Below are 16,732 nucleotides of genomic sequence, written 5' to 3'. Positions count from 1 at the left end.
AAAATTATAATGCAGGAGGGAAAAAAATGATACAAAAATGGATGAAAAAGAGTCTTGCACTGGCTGTATCAGCAAGTATGGTAATGGGGGCCGTACCGGTAAGCGCAGCTGAGTTAATCACGGAAAACACGGTACAGAAAGAAACAGCAGAACCTGAAGCCGGGAATAACGAATCCCTGACGGACCCTGTTGGCAGCCATGGAGAAGCACTTGAATTCGACGGAATTTCAAACTACATTGATACGGCTGTAAATGATGCCAAGATGAAAGATCTGGCAGCGGATGGGAACCCGGATGAAGAGATAGAACTGCCCGAATCCTTATTCCAGTTCACAATGGATGAGGTCGTGGACGGAACCGAGGAGAATGCAGGGAAAAAGGTCGTGATCAACGAAACTGATCAGAAAGAATACGCAGTAAATGGTAACTATAGAGTGGATGATTTTGGTATTTATGGAAAGTCTCTGGAGTTTAACGGAAATAATACCTATATCAATATCGGTAATCCTGATATCCACGATGAGTATACATTTGAAGCATGGGTAAATATTGATCCCAGCGGCGGAAACAGCCTGAATAAAATTTTTGGGCGGGACCGCACCACGGTTCCACAGAATGCCTTTTATTTTTGCGTTAGAAACAACGGAAATATTGAATTTGAGAATAAAGGAACTGCAGGAGGAACCTGGATAGCAGCGGGTGAAGACTATCGTCTGGCATTTGATAACTGGAGCCATCTGGCTGTTACCTGTGATAAAAATACTTATAAAATGTATCTGAATGGAGAGCTGATAGCATCGGAAGCGGTAGCGATGCAGATAGACCAGGCATTAAATCCCAATGACCTGCTGATCGGTTCAGGATGGAATGCGGACGGATCTGCTATTTTTAACGGTCATGCTTTTAAAGGCAGAATGGATGATGTAAGGATTTTCAATGTTGCATTGACAGAACAGCAGATTCAAAAATCAACCGAAGGAATCCTTCAGAATCTGCCGCCGGAGATCAAAGGGGTATCACCATCCGATGGCAGTACCATTAGTAAACAGGGAAAGATAGCTGTTACTTATAATATGGCGGTTCAACTGAGTACGGAAGCCATTATTTTCAAAGATGAAACAACTGGTACAGAGGTTCCGGCTGCTTGTGAAGTGCTGGATTGTGATGAAAAAGTTGAAGGTGCAGAGACCCTGGAAATAACAGCGGCGGAGCCTCTGGCTTCGGGACATGTGTATTCTCTTACCATTCCTGCCGGGGCATTGGAGAATCTTCAGGGAATAACCAACAGAGAATTAAAGATCTTTACCTTTAGCGTTGGCATAGAACTGGAAGGAAACAGCGCCGAAAGCACTCTGGGTGATTGGCTCAACGGTGAAGTTAAGATTCCTTCTACGATTGTACAAAAGGATGATACGGTTACTTTGAGCAATGGGATTGTGGAGAGGACATTTGATGTATCCAAAAATTTCATGACAACCGGTTATAATAATCTGTACACAGGACTGGATTTACTGGAGAAGGGCAGCCTTGGGGCAGATATGGAAATTGTGCTTAATGACCACTATACAGATGGGGACGATGGAGAAGTACGATACCGGATAGGCGGAGAAGATTCGGATTTTGAATACCTGAACTATACAACCGAAGAGAATACGGAAGAGATTTTCCACTGGGAATATGACCCGCGTATGGCGGATCCGACTATGAAGGATACACCCTGGCCCGCAAAGGGAAAGGCTTTGATAGTTAACTATGGGGCAAAAGATTCGGTTGAAGAAAAATACAGAGGTGTGAAACTTCAGGTGCGGTATGAAATTTACGATGAAATACCCGTAATATCCAAGTATGTAAAAGTTGTGAACGAGGGCGGAGAGAAAATAGTTGTTCAGCATCTGAGGTCTGAAATACTGCCCATACAGATACCAAAAAAGGATGCACTGTATATGGAAACCAGCTATAATGGCGGAAATCCAAATCACGACAGGAATAATGGAAGACACCAGTCTGTGCAGTGGAAAGACAATGGGACATTTGGACAGCTTATCAGCCAGTATTCGTATGAACCGGATCTGGGTCAGAAAATAGAAGAATTTGGTCCCGCATATACCTTGCAGCCGGGTGAGACTTTCACAGGTTTTCGTACATATGAACTATTTCAAAGCAGCAGCTATTATGAATGGCAGCAGCTTGCGGTAAAGAAAATGTACCGGGTGCTTTTTCCACAGACAACGGATAATCCTACAATTTATCATTTGATCAGTTCGGACGATAAAAAAATTAAAGAAGGTATTGATCAGGCAAAAGCGTCGGGATTCAACATGGTACTTCTTTCCTTTGGTTCCGGAGTCAATGTAGAGGATGTTTCGGCAGGAAATATTGAGAAGTATAAACGCATCTGCGATTATGCTCATGAAAAAGATATTTTGATCGGCTCCTATACCATGGTAGTATCCCGAGGGGATCAGGGCGCCCACGAAAGCTATAACGGATGCTGGGGGAATATGCGCTGTATGACCTCTGCTGCAGCAGAGACAAGTCTCCAAAACGCATTGAAATTTTATAAAGAAACAGGCATGGATTGTATTGAAATCGATGGTACCTACCCAAGCTGGGTTTGTAACAATAAGAAACCGGAACACATCGGACATGATGGGGAACAGGATTCCATTGCGAAACAGTGGGAGACAGCAGTCAGGGATTTCTACAAAGATTTAAGAGAAATGAATGTATATATCAATTCCCCGGACTGGCATTATATGAATGGTGCAAGTATGGGTGTAATGGGATATGAAGAGGCGGCTTTTGCAATTCCAAGAGCCCACCAGCTGATCTATGGACGAGAGATCGCTTATTATGGCACTTTTGGTAAAATGCCGTCCATGGGATGGACGCTGGTTCCATTTTCAGCCTATACCGGAGGAGACGATTCCGTTTTCTGGCCATATGATGAAAGAATCAACGATTATGATTACATTATTGCACTGAATATGATGTTTGGCGTAGGCGGCTCTTACCGCGGTGCAAATGGGCTGTATCAAGGGGCACCCTCGGAAAATGTTATGAAGACTTGGGGTGAATTCTATAATAAATACAATGATATTTTGAATGGTGATGTGATTCATATAAAACCACCGGTATATGATATCCCGGAAGGATCAAACAGCCGTACAAGTGATAAAACATTAGATATTGATGGATTTATTCATGCATCTGTGGATACAAAGCAAAAAGGGCTGGGCGCATTTTTCAACCAGACCGGAGAAAAAGTTACGCAGAAAGTGAAAGTACCGCTTTATTATACCGGCCTTACGGATTTAAAAGCGGCACCGGCACCTGTGGAAGGGTCCCATTACCGTGATGACATGAGGGTATACCCCGGTCTGGGGGATTGGTATGATCCGCCGATACCGGAAATTAATACACCGGAGGGAGTTCCTACGGATAAAAAAGCAGTATTATGTTTTGGTGATATGAATCCGCAGGAATATACCATTGACAGCAATGGAAACATTGAAATTGAATTAACTATGGAACCGGGAACCTATGCATGGTTTACAGTATATGATCCCGAGGATGCGCCGGGAACTTCCGCGGCAATACCGGTTCCCCAAAATGCAGAAGCATCTATGGAGAGCAGCCAGATCACTCTGAGCTGGGATCCTGTTACCGCAGATGGCAGAAATGTAAAAGAATATGCTGTTTACCGCAATGGCAATTATCTTGGAAAGGCATTTACCAATGCATTTACCGATAAGACAATGGAAGCGAATAACAGCTACGAATATGAAATCATACCCGTGCATAATACGGTGTCCGGAACTGGCGCAAAAGTGGCCATCAGTACAGAAGAGGACAAAGAGGCGCCTGAATTAACAGAAGCAAAAGCAGTGGACAAAAATGTAATCCAACTTCGTTTTAACGAGAAATTAGACAGAGAAACGGCGGAAAATACGGGCAGCTACCGTGTTTCTGGAAATGAAGTTTTATCCGCCGCACTGGATGCAGACGGCAAGCAAGTAACGCTGACTCTGAAAAAAGAAATGAAGGCATTTACAGAAATTGAAGTGGAAGCCTGCGGCATAAAAGATCTATCCGGAAATGTGATTGCTGAAGGCAGTGCCCGGTCAATTGTATTCGGAAATCTGAGAGCATTTGATTTTAATGAGACAGACGGAGATGAAATTCTGGATCGCATTAATGGTAAAAATGGAACCATCTATGGAAATTCAATCCGGGTAAATGGCATTCAGGGATCGGCACTTTCCTTTGACGGAGCGCAGAATTATGTAAATCTTGGTAGAGTAGTAGATCATTTTACAGAGTTCGGGATTTCTTTCTGGATGAACCCGGAGGATATACAGAAAGAACAGACATTGCTGGGACAACAGCGAGATACATTCCCGGCATGGATGTGGAATCTTGGTATCAGGGAAGGAAGCGTATTCTTTGAAATCAATAATGGTAAGGGAGGAAATGAACAGGAAGTAAAGGCAGAACTTAAAACGGATCCGGGTCTTATTAAGGAAGGAGAATGGAATCATATAACCCTTGTCAGGGAAGGAGACACTTTTGTACTGTATGTAAATGGGAAACAGGAAGCATCGGAAGAAAGTGCAGGTATCGATCAGTCAGGAAATGAGTATACCATGTGGCTGGGCGGTTACCGCAATGCTGCCGGAGGTGAGCCTGTAAGGCAGTTTAAGGGAATGATGGATGAACTGAATTTTTACAATGTCAGTCTGACCGGGGAACGCGTCAGAAGCATATGCATGGAGCATGTAGATGTGGAAGCGAAGAGTGAACTGGAAGGAACCGTTACATTTGCAAAAACTTTATCCCAGGCAGATTATACGGAAAAAAGCTATGCCAGGATGGCAGAAGTCCTGAAAAATGCAGAGAAATTATTGGAGCGTATCATGCCAGCCGCACAGGAGCTGGAAAGGGTACAGAGTGAATTGAAGGAAGCGATCATGGCTCTTGAGAAGAGAGGGACTGTTGACCCGGAACAATCTTTTGATCAGAATGAGATACTTATGGAAAAGGCAATTCTGGAAAGTATCATTTCCTGCTCAAAACTGTTAAAAGCAGATGCTTATACAGCAGTTTCCTGGAAAAAGTATCAGGATACATTAGCCAATGCACAAAGAATATATGGGGATAACAATGTCTCCGCAGCAGCGATACAGGCAGCGGCACAAAGCCTCAAGACAGGAATAGCGCAGCTGGAAAAAGCGGCACCTGCCGCGAATCCGGTATCCCTTCCGAAATCCGGCACTGCTTTTAGCTATAAGGGACTGAAATACAAAGTGCAGAAATCTACGGAAAAAGAAAGAACAGTGAGTGTTATAGGAGCGGTATCAAAGTCAGTTAAAAAAGTAAGCATTCCGTCAACTGTCAAATATAAAGATTATACATTTAAAGTTGTTTATATCAGAAGCAGTTCTTTCAGGAACTTTAAAAAACTTTCTAGTGTAAGTATAGGCAGCAATGTTGCTTCGATTGGCCCGCGTGCATTCCAGAACTGTAAAATGCTGAGCAGTGTAAAGATAGGAAGAGACGTAGCGAAAATAGGAAACTATGCATTCTATGGAACGGAAAAGAAACTGAAAAATGTTAAGATTTATTCTGCCAGACTGCATGAGGTAGGTAAAAAGGCATTCGATCAGAGTAGAAGCAATGCGGTAATAAAGGTACCGTCTTCTAAGTTAAGAACGTATAAAAAGTTATTGAAAGACAAAGGAATTAAAAAGGTTGTAAAATTTTAATTCACCGTTCCATCCATATTCCATATTAAAACTGACAAAAGTTCTTCCATATGCATGAGAGAGCAGTCTGATCAGGAGATGCAGCAGGAGATGTAAAATTATATCTCCTGCTGTTTTTGTACCTTCTTCTGCAGAGATTCATTCGTCGGATTTAAGCTAAACACAACTCAGATTACAGCAAAATAAAGACAAAAAGGACAAAAAAACGATATAACAATATCTTCTTACCTGATATTATTATGACATCAAACAAGAATGTTAAAAACGCGCGTAATTAGCACAGATTTAGTATGAAAGTAAAGGAGAGAAGATATGTTAAATTTTGCAACAAAGCACGATGATCCAGAGGCAGCGCTAGGCTGGGCAGAACGGCTTGGTTATGGCTCAGGCATGTTTGGTATGGGATTGATTAATGGTATTCTCGGATCGTTTCTAATGGTATATTTTACGAATGTTTCTTTTATGGATGCCGGAGTAGCCGGTACAATTGTAGCGGTCTCCAAAATATTTGACGGCATCAGCGATTTAGTTATGGGTAATATTGTTGACCGTACACAATCAAAAATGGGCAAGGCCAGGGTCTGGCTGCTGCGAATGTGCCTTCCGCTGGTATTGTCCACAATCCTGTTATTTTCTATTCCGGCTTCCATGACGGGTTTAGTGAAATGTGTTTATGTTTTTATCATGTATAATATTGTTAATGCTGTATTTTACACCGCAATGGCAGTTCCATATAATTCCATGAATTATCTTATGACCAGAAACCGTTATGAGCGTGGACTTTTAGGAAATATCAATCAGATCTTTTCAACACTTGCCAATATTGCCATGAATACCTTTTTTATTAAGCTTCTTACTGCATTTGGCGGAGGCGATATGTATTCCCAGAAGGGGTGGACAATGGCATTCATTGTTGTGGGAATAATTGTGGCTGCAGCCAGCGTTATTACTGTTATGGGAACCAAAGAGCGGATTCATGAAACCGGGAAAAAAGGGAAAGGAACCACAGATGCATCCAATCCGGCAGGTGCGGTAAAATCCCTTTTTAAAAATAAATATTGGGTTATTCTTACTATTTGTATGTTCCTGATTTTCTTTGTAATTGTCATGTATGTAGTTGCTGCGATTTATTATGCTCAATATGTATTGGGGGATGCAGGTTATTATACAGCGATTAATAATGCGATTTCTGTTGCACAATTTGGAATCATGTTCATTACTCCATTTTTCATGAAGAGATTCGGCAAACACAAGATATATCAGTTTGGATTGCTGTTTCTTATGGTTGGATTTGCTGGAACCGGGCTGAGCGGTACGAATATACCGCTGTTAATCTTTTTCAATGCAGTCAAGGGTCTTGGACTGGGGGCTGCCGGCGGCATGGCATTTGGAATGATTTCTGATACAATTGATTATGGACAGTGGAAAACAGGGATCCGTGCCGTTGGTATGGGTAATGCAGGTATTAGCACGGCACAGAAGCTGGGACTTGGTCTTGGACAGGCTGTAATGGGATGGGTTTTATCTGCCGGCGGTTTCAATGCTTTGCTGGAAACCCAGCCTGACACTGCACTGACTGCAATCAGTATATGTTATAACTGGATTCCTGTGGGATGCGTTATTTTAGCTTTTATACTGATGTTGTTCTATCGGCTGGATGATGAAATGCCATCTATTATAATGGAACTTGAAACCCGGGAAAAAGAATAAGAACCAAAGGTGAAATTTTATGAAAATAGACAGATTAAAGATTAATGGGATGGTGAATCCCATAGGATTTTCATTTCATACGATTCGTTGTGCCTGGATTATTACAGATACACAGGCAAAAGCTGTTGAAAAAATAAAAATAGAAGTAAGCAGTGACTGGGAATTTCAGCACATTGTGTATGTAAAAGAAGGAAAGGAGCTGAATTCCGCCGGGGAAAGGCTGGATATGAAGGCTGCACCCCGAAGCAGGTACTATATCCGTGTTCAGGCTATGGGGGATAATGGTGAAAAAGCGGTAAGTACGGAAACTGCATTTTTTGAGACAGGTAAAATGAAAGAGCCATGGAAAGCACAATGGCTGAAACCCCAGTGTGGTGACCGATTTCATCCGGTATTTATAAAAGAATTCCAGACCACAAAAAAAGCAGTAAAAGCAGGTCTCTATATTTCAGGACTTGGCGTGTATCAGGCAAAGCTCAATGGAAAGAAAATAGGAGATGAGGTATTGACACCATATTTCAGTGACTATCATACGGAATGCCAGTACCAGACCTATGATATCACAGGTGAAATACATAAAAACAACAGAATCGAAGTTATGCTGGGCAATGGCTGGTATAAAGGAAAATTCGGGCTTGCCTATATGGATCAGAATTACGGAAGTGAATTTCAGATGATTGCTGAAATCCATCTGACCTACGAAGATGGCACGGAACAAGTGATTTCTTCTGATGAAACATGGTTGTATAAAGGTTCAGACATTGAGGACAGCGATATTTATGACGGAGAGATAATCAATCATCTTCTATGGGAAGAAAAAGAAAATGCCTTGAAAAAACCTGCTTTGGGAGAAATAGAAGGACAACTTGTGGAACGTTACAGCGTCCCGGTAACAGAGCAGGAAGAAATGCCTGTAAAAGAGATCATTCATACGCCTGCAGGGGAGACCGTATTGGATTTTGGACAGAATTTTGCAGGATATGTTATATTTCATTCTCAGCTTCCCGCAGGAACCAGAGTTATTCTGGATTTTGGGGAAATTCTCCAGAATGGCAATTTTTATAATGAAAATTACCGCAAAGCAAAATCCCGGCTCGTCTATACAACGGATGGGCGGGATGAATGGGTAAGACCGCAGTTTACTTTTTTTGGATTTCGTTATGTCCGGGTAAGCGGCTGGACCACAGAGGTAAAAAAAGAGGATTTTGCCGGAAAGGCGCTGTATTCTAAAATGAGCACAACCGGGCATATTGTAACCGGGCATGAGGGTGTGAACCAGCTTTTTTCGAACACATTATGGGGGCAAAAGTCTAATTCCATTGATTTTCCAACAGACTGTCCCCAGAGAGATGAACGTCTGGGCTGGACTGGAGATGCCCAGGTCTTCTCAGGAACCGCCAGTTACAATATGGATACTGCAGCATTTTATCATAAATTCCTTCATGATTTGCGGACAGAACAGAAAAAATATGATGGAATTCTTCCGGGAGTGATCCCAGTATTTGACCCAAATGGTCCGATTTTCAGCAGCGTCTGGGGAGATATTGCCACCTTTCTCCCTATGGTATTATATGAACATTACGGGGATGTTGAAGCGCTGGAACAGTATTATCCTATGATGAAGGACTGGGTGGATAAGATTACCAAAGAAGACCGGCTGAGAGGGCAGAAATATCTGTTCGATTTTGGCAATCAGTTGGGCGACTGGCTGGCTCTGGATGGCAGAACTTCACAGAGCATGAAAGGCGGTACGGATGAATATTTTATTGGTTCATGCTACTATGCCGAATCTCTGAAAAAAACGGCTGATGCGGCAAAAGCTCTTGGAAAGCAGGATGAAGAGATATATTACAGAGATTTGCATGAACGTGTTTACAATGCGGTTTTGAAGGAGTATTTTTCGGAAACAGGCAGGCTGTGTATAGATACCCAGACAGGATATATCGTTTCACTTTATTTTGGTATCTATAAAGATAAGCAGAGAATAATAGAAGGTCTGAGAACGCGGCTTTATAAAGATTGTTATAAACTAAAAGGAGGTTTTGCCGGTGCACCGGTGATGTGCAGGGTTCTGGCTGAAAATGGAATGGAGGATGAAGCATTTTATTTCCTGCTTCAGGAAGGATTTCCAGGATGGATGCACTGCATTAATTTAGGCGCAACTACCATATGGGAACGATGGAATTCGGTACTGGATAATGGTGAGATAAGCGGCACTTTAATGAATTCGCTGAATCATTATTCTTTTGGGGCCATAGTAGAATTTTTGTACCGGGATGTGGCGGGAATTAAGGCACTGGAACCCGGATTTAAAAAGGCAGAGATTACGCCGCTGGTCAATCAGAAACTAAAATATATGAAAGCGTCTTATGATTCTGCTTTTGGGCGATACCGCAGTGAGTGGAAAATTCAGAAAGATGGACAGATCCGGGTGCTGATTGAGATTCCGTTTGGCTGTTCGGCAATAGTCTGTCTGCCATCGTATCCCGAAAAGGCAATTGGTGAACTTAACGCTGGAGTTCATCAGTTTTGTTATCAGCCAATGGAGAATTTGCGAAGCAGGTATACCAGGAAGACGCTGTTTAAAGACATGATGCAGGATGATGCCGCCCTGGAAATTATAGACCGCATTTCACCGCTGCTTCAGCACTTCCTGGGTTCCGGAGATGAGGAATTTCTGCATGAAAGTCTGGAAACGTTAAAGGGAATGTTCTTCTTAGGATTCTCCATGGAGGAGATTGAAAGTCTTACGAAGGAATTAACAAAGCTGTATGAGGAGTAGTGATTAGAATGGAATTTTATAAAGCAGAGAAAATAAATGCACATATTACTGCCATACATAGCCTGACAGGGGAGATTATGTATCTGGCGGAAGGAACAGAAAAGACAGTTTTAATAGACACATGTCTTGGTGTGGGGGATCTGAGGCATTTTGTTGAAAATATTACAGCGAAGCCGATTATGGTTTTATTGACACACGGACATATTGATCATGCCATGGGAGCACCTGAATTCAAGAATGTGTATATGAATGTTAAGGATATCCCAATTTACCGGAGGCAGTGTCATGTGAAAGAACGCAGGGGTTATCTGCAGGCGAATCTGGGAACAGTTTTTGAAAAGACGGCGAATCTCAATTATGTAGAATCAGTTCCTTTCATGGAATTTCAGCCTTTGATTGATGGTATGGAATTTGATTTGGGAGGGCTTCATATTGAGGCATACGAATTGCCGGGACATACACAGGGAAGCATGGTGTTTTTGCTACCGGAACTGAAAATATTGATTTTAGGAGATTCCTGTAATAATTCCACCTTTCTTTTTGACCAGGATACAAGCCCATTGGAAGAATACCGGGATACATTAAAACGTATTCAGCTGCGCCTGGATGGAAAGTATGAACATGTTTTTTTGTCTCACCATGTGATGGAAGTATCGGTTGATATCATTGGAAATGTAATTGAGGTCTGTGAGGATATTTTGCAGGGGAAGGCAGACGATATTCCATTTTCATTTATGGGGATGCATGCATATATTGCAAAATCATGTAATGAACGGTTCGAAAGGACAGATGGGAAAGCCGGAAATATTATTTACAGCAAAGAACATGTGAAAATGTTTCCGAAAAACTTTTTGTGGGGCGGAGCAGTTGCCGCCAACCAGTGTGAAGGTGCCTATCAGGAGGATGGCAAAGGTCTTTCTATTCAGGATGTGATGCCACACGGCATCAAAGGCCCCAGGACAGAAAAGCCTTCAGAGGACAACATGAAACTTGTGGGCATAGATTTTTATCACCGATATAAGGAAGATATTAAATTATTTGCGGAAATGGGATTTAAAGTATTCCGCACTTCGATAGCATGGAGCAGGATTTTCCCACGTGGAGATGAAGAAACACCAAATGAGGCAGGACTTCAGTTTTATGATGACCTGTTTGACGAGTGCAGGAAATATGGAATGGAACCACTGGTTACGATTTCCCATTATGAGACGCCACTTTATTTGGCGGAAACCTGGAACGGATGGCTGGATCGCAGGATGATCGGATTCTATGAGCGGTATGTCAGGACGATTTTCAAACGCTATAGAGAGAAAGTAAAATACTGGCTGACATTTAATGAAATTAATTCTATCTTAAATTCTCCGTTTATGAGCGGTGCAATTAATACACCGAAGGAAGTGCTGACTGAGTCCCAGTTATACCAGGCAATCCATCATGAATTAGTTGCCAGTGCCCTTGCAACGAAAATCGGTCATGAAATTAACCCGGATTTTCAGATTGGATGCATGATCCTCAGTATGCCGGTGTACCCTCTGACACCAGATCCCGGGGACGTCATTCGGGCGATGGAGGAGGAGCATAAACATGCCATGTTTACAGATGTTCATGTCAGGGGTGAATATCCGGGATATATGAAGCGTTACCTAAGGGAACATGGCATTCAGATTGCATTTAATAAAGGGGATGCAGAGATTCTGAAAAATACAGTGGATTTTATTTCTTTCAGCTATTATGCCAGTGTTTGTGCCACGGCAGATCAGCGCAAAGATATCAGCGGAGAGGGAAACCTCTTTGGAGGAGTTCCAAATCCTGCCCTTAAAGCCAGTGAATGGGGCTGGCAGATTGATCCAGGAGGGCTGCGCTATGTATTAAATCAGTTCTGGGATAAATACCAGAAGCCCTTGTTTATTGTGGAAAACGGACTGGGTGCAGTGGACCGTTTAGAAGAGGATGAGGAAGGGAATCTTACTGTATTTGACGATTACCGGATTGCTTACTTAAGAGATCATCTGCTGCAGGTGAAGGAAGCAATTGAGGATGGTGTAGAAGTCATGGGATATACCACTTGGGGGTGCATCGATCTGGTCAGTGCATCCACCGCTGAATTGAAGAAACGGTATGGATTCATTTACGTGGACAGGAATGATGACGGCAGTGGTACATTAGAGCGGTATAAAAAGAAAAGCTTCTACTGGTACCGGGATGTGATAGCCAGCAACGGAGCGTCATTAAAGGACGGCAGTGAGGAGGCAGATATATGAAATATTTGGCCATTGACGTAGGCGGTACCTATACAAAATATGCGGTCATGGACGAAGAGTGTAATTTTTACAATAAGAATAAAGTTGCCACCAGGCAGGAGTCTTTCGAAGATTTTATACAAATGCTGGAATGGATTTATGAACAAAATCAAGATCAGATAGAAGGCATCGCATTAAGTGCAGCAGGCATTATTGACAGTGAAACAGGATTTATGTACAACGGTGGATCTATTTTCTGCATTTCCAATATTAACATAGTGGAAATATTGGAGAACCGTTGTCATGTACCGGTAACTGTTGAAAATGATGCAAAGTGTGCAGCATTGGCTGAGGTGTGGAGAGGAAGCCTGTCTGACTGTAAAAATGCCATTGCAGTCATATGCGGCACTGCGGTGGGCGGTGCCGTGATCTGCAACCGCAAGGTCTTAAGAGGGAAGCATTTTATGGCAGGGGAATTCAGCTATATATTAACAGATGGAGAAGATGCGTTTAATCAGGATAAGACGCTGGCTATGACAAACGGTATTCCAGCATTGATACATCTGGTTTCATCAAAGAAAGGCATTCCAATAGCAGAACTGGATGGAGAAAAAATATTCTCAATGGCAAACTGCGGCGATGAAGAAACGCTTTGCTGTATCCGCAGTTTTGTTAATACGCTGGCAGTTCAGATTACAAACTGCCAGTTTATCTTTGACCCGGAACGCATAGCTATCGGCGGTGGGATCAGTGCGCAGCCGTTGTTTTTGCAAATGATAAAGGAAGAACTAAAAAAATTAAACGGAGTTTATCCTCATGAGGTACCGATTCCGGAAGTCACAGCCTGTAAATTCTTCAATGATTCCAATCTGATTGGCGCATTATATGTGCATCTGAAGTCAAAAGAGGAGAAAATCAACATGGATAAAGTAAAAGAATTCATGAGCCTTCTGCAGGATAGAAGAGAAGGACAGTATTTAAGGGAGCTTTTTATTGGATAGATGTGGCAGACGCGATGGCTGCCTGATTTAGATAAAAGGTTTCTGTCTGCGTAGAAGCATCTCACATGTTGAGGTGCTTCTGTTGCGTATATTATTGAGGTCTTGTAGTCAGTTGTGTGAAAAATATTGTTAATAAACTGCAGATAATACGATTAGAATTCTTTCTATATTTTCATATTTTTTCGTCGATATCCCGCAGGTGTTTCTCCTGTCACCTTCTGAAAAGTATCAGAAAAAAAGCTCCGCGAACTAAACCCGAGCTCATTACTGATATCAATAATACTCATATTTGTCGTGCTAAGTAAAATCTTAGCCTTCTTTATCCGTTCCTGATGGATATACTTACTAATGCTACTTCCCATTTCCTGTTTGAATTTACGGGAAAAATAGTATTCGGTATATCCCGCACGGGATGCCAGAAACTGAGTTGTTAGCTTTTCAGTGATATGCATGGTGATATAATCGCAGCAACTTAGGACAGCTCTGGAAATATTGGCATTGGTTCGTACCTGTCGAACTTTTTGAACATATTCCTCCATGATGTTTTCAACAAGAACCGAGGCTTCCGGAATAGAACCGGAGTCTTCAATTCTTTGGGTATAATAATCTTGCATAGTATAGGAAACAGCAGGAGATAGGCCTCCTTCGATGGCTGCACGAGAACAAAGTGTCAAAAGGACAATCGCATTATTCTTAGCATTGCGCAGGGGGCCTCCTGAATCAAATTTAACACCGCTGCTTAAGGTGCGGGATGCATTTAAAGCTTCTTTATAATGGAGATTTCCATCCCGAATCATCTGAATAAATGTCTGCTCTGATGCCCAGATACCCCAGTGTTCATCTGATTTGGAGGATAAGTTGTCCGTATTCTTAGAATTATCTGTTGATGTAATATGCTGTAGTTGATCAATGGCAATTTTTTCTCCAGTGATACAGTAGTGAAGCATAATTGCATACTGGTAGAGGAGATTGAGCGGTACGATTGGAACCTCTTCCAGCTGCCTTAGTACATCCATCCGGATATGGACGGACAAATCGTGCCGGTTAAGACTTTCTTTTACCTGCTGGTAAGAATTCTTTCCGGTAAAAATTGGGCCAATGACATGGACATGAGTCAAGCTGTTGCCATCCCATTCAAAGTCGGCAATCCACAGAAAATTCAAAAAGGTATCTAATATGAGCGGATAATGACCGGTCTTGGCATAGTTAAGCAGATAAGCTGACTGACTTAGTAAGGAATAATTATTACCTGCGGCAAACTCTTTGGGACAGCTCGTATGAAGCAATGTCAAATCGGCAGCATAGGTCCAGTAGTATATATTATGGCTACAACAAATCAGTTCTTGAAATAATTTTAGATTTTCTATGATACTCATTACACATTCCCCTTTCTATCATATAAACATGCGGACTTTGAACTGCTACGCTCTGCTCTCTTCTAAATAGGGGGAGAGTTTGGGAATATCCTCTTCGCTCATACAACAAATCGTTCCCTGACTCCAATCATAGGAATGGCTGGCAACAGTACAGAAGATATATTGGCTCAAAGTAGAACTAAGATTAAGTCTGTCTCCATCTGATGTTTCATAATACACTTCACCTTGGCATTTCTGAATTTCCAATAAAAACTTTGCTATATCTATATTTGATTTTAAATTCATATCCTTCGCTCCTAATCTCTTATCGTATGCTTACATTCTAGTATATAATACAATCTGAAAAAAAACAGTTAAAAATTCGCGAATTTGTTCAAAAAATGGTTGATAAAGAATTATAGACAAATATCAAACAAAAAAGCAAAATTTTGAAAACAAAGAAATGAAATAGTATATATAATCAGATTATAGAGAAAAGCAACATGTAAGAGCAAATTTGGTTAGAGTAGAGAGGAGAAGCAAATGATGTTTTCAAAAGATTTTATGCTTGGAGCTGCGACAGCAGCACATCAGGTGGAGGGAAACAACATACACAGCGATTATTGGGTACAGGAACAGATATCACATTCTATGTTTAATGAGCCGTCCCTGGATTCAGTGGATCATTATCATCGGTATAAAGAAGATATTCATCTGATGGCAGAGGCGGGACTTAATACCTACCGTTTTTCAATTGAATGGGCGAGGATCCAACCAGAACCGGATACGTGGGATGAGGCAGAAGTACAGCATTATCGTAATGTGTTGGACTGTTGCTATGCAAATCATGTGCGACCAATCGTTACCATGCATCATTTTTCGTCACCTAAATGGCTAATCAGTCAGGGCGGATGGGAAAACCCGGAAGTGGTGGAGAAGTTTGCTGCATATTGCAAGCGTTTAGCCAATGAACTGGGTGATAAAATGGAATATGTCTGCACGATCAACGAGGCAAATATGCGTCTCCAGTTGGCGGCATTAATGAAAGAAATGGTGCTGCGAATGGGAGGACAACAGACAGATGCAGATAAAGAAATCGGTGATAAAAAGAGTGCAGCCCAAGAGAGTGATGTGCAAGTTGGTATCAATATGAATAAAGAAAACATGATGCTTAGTATGATGGAGAGTGCGCAGGCCTTTGGCCTACAGAATCCCATGGATGTTCATACCTTTGTATCTCTGTGTACACCAGAGGGTGACCTATTAGTAATGAAAGCCCATGAAGCAGCAAGGGATGCAATGAAGGAAGCGTGTCCGCATCTGAAAATTGGCTTGACCTTATCGTTACATGATATGCAGCCTTATCCCGGTGGCGAGGCATTTGCTGAAAAAGAATGGGATGAGGAATTTAAGCACTACCTGCCATACATTAAGGATGATGATTATCTGGGCATACAGTGTTATACCAGAAAGCGTTTTGATGAAAACGGTGGTGCCCAGGCAAAAGATGAATGTTTGCGGACACAGATGGGATATGAGGATTATCCGTTCGCGATTGTAAACGTAACTCGTAAGATAGCAGATGAATTTAAAGGTGATTTGATTATTACCGAAAATGGAATCGCAACGGCAGATGATAGCAGACGTTGCCAGTTTATCCGAGAAGTGACGGAAGGAATCCAAGCTTGTATAGACGATGGGATTCGGGTGAAAGGATATATGTACTGGTCACTCTTAGACAATTTTGAATGGCAGAAAGGCTATGGTATGAAATTTGGCCTAATCGGTGTTGACCGTAGCACTCAGACACGTTATCCCAAGGAAAGCCTTCAGGTGCTTGGAAGCTTAATGGAACGATAAAAGTAAAAGAAAAGGGGGG

8 protein-coding genes and 1 pseudogene are annotated in these 16,732 nt (G+C 42.0%); 7 read left to right on the top strand and 2 right to left on the bottom strand.

The window, feature by feature from the left end; all coding sequences use genetic code 11:
* Positions 1 to 26: 26 nt before the first annotated feature.
* The 6 genes and pseudogenes from CD03_RS0101780 to CD03_RS32015 all read left to right on the top strand — a co-directional run bounded on the left by CD03_RS0101780 (position 27) and on the right by CD03_RS32015 (position 13,498).
* Positions 27 to 5,765, top strand: a complete 5,739-nt coding sequence (locus tag CD03_RS0101780; protein WP_027292162.1) for a LamG-like jellyroll fold domain-containing protein — start codon at positions 27 to 29, stop codon at positions 5,763 to 5,765.
* A 312-nt stretch (positions 5,766 to 6,077) separates the two neighbouring features.
* On the top strand, positions 6,078 to 7,475 hold the full coding sequence (locus CD03_RS32020; RefSeq protein ID WP_044288846.1) for an MFS transporter: 1,398 nt from the start codon (positions 6,078 to 6,080) through the stop codon (positions 7,473 to 7,475).
* A 19-nt stretch (positions 7,476 to 7,494) separates the two neighbouring features.
* Positions 7,495 to 10,257, top strand: coding sequence for an alpha-L-rhamnosidase (locus CD03_RS0101770; RefSeq protein WP_027292161.1), 2,763 nt, complete (start codon positions 7,495 to 7,497; stop codon positions 10,255 to 10,257).
* Positions 10,258 to 10,265: 8 nt separating this feature from the next.
* A pseudogene (locus tag CD03_RS39295) lies at positions 10,266 to 10,838 on the top strand (MBL fold metallo-hydrolase); the annotation flags it as partial.
* Between the two features lie 252 nt (positions 10,839 to 11,090).
* A complete protein-coding gene (locus tag CD03_RS39290) occupies positions 11,091 to 12,518 on the top strand; it encodes a glycoside hydrolase family 1 protein (protein ID WP_027292160.1) in 1,428 nt (475 codons plus the stop codon).
* Positions 12,515 to 13,498 carry an ROK family protein gene (locus tag CD03_RS32015; protein ID WP_052377617.1) on the top strand — a complete coding sequence of 328 codons (984 nt, stop codon included), beginning with the start codon at positions 12,515 to 12,517 and terminating at the stop codon, positions 13,496 to 13,498. Before CD03_RS39290 ends, CD03_RS32015 begins: the two co-directional genes overlap by 4 nt.
* A gap of 164 nt (positions 13,499 to 13,662) precedes the next feature.
* Here CD03_RS32015 and CD03_RS0101755 read toward each other — a convergent pair whose 3' ends face one another.
* On the bottom strand, positions 13,663 to 14,874 hold the full coding sequence (locus CD03_RS0101755) for a helix-turn-helix domain-containing protein (RefSeq protein ID WP_027292159.1): 1,212 nt from the start codon (positions 14,872 to 14,874) through the stop codon (positions 13,663 to 13,665).
* A gap of 45 nt (positions 14,875 to 14,919) precedes the next feature.
* A complete protein-coding gene (locus CD03_RS32010; RefSeq protein ID WP_044288845.1) occupies positions 14,920 to 15,159 on the bottom strand; it encodes a hypothetical protein in 240 nt (79 codons plus the stop codon).
* 237 nt (positions 15,160 to 15,396) lie between these two features.
* Between CD03_RS32010 and CD03_RS0101745 the strand changes: the two genes are divergently transcribed.
* Positions 15,397 to 16,713 (top strand): glycoside hydrolase family 1 protein, encoded by a 1,317-nt coding sequence (locus CD03_RS0101745; protein WP_330377100.1) that lies wholly within the window; start codon positions 15,397 to 15,399, stop codon positions 16,711 to 16,713.
* The last annotated feature ends 19 nt before the right edge of the window (positions 16,714 to 16,732 follow it).

Source organism: Robinsoniella sp. KNHs210 (assembly GCF_000686105.1).
Lineage (GTDB): Bacteria > Bacillota > Clostridia > Lachnospirales > Lachnospiraceae > Robinsoniella > Robinsoniella peoriensis.
The sequence above is the reverse complement of the archived record's forward strand: the minus strand, read 5'-3'. Positions and strand labels throughout refer to the sequence as shown.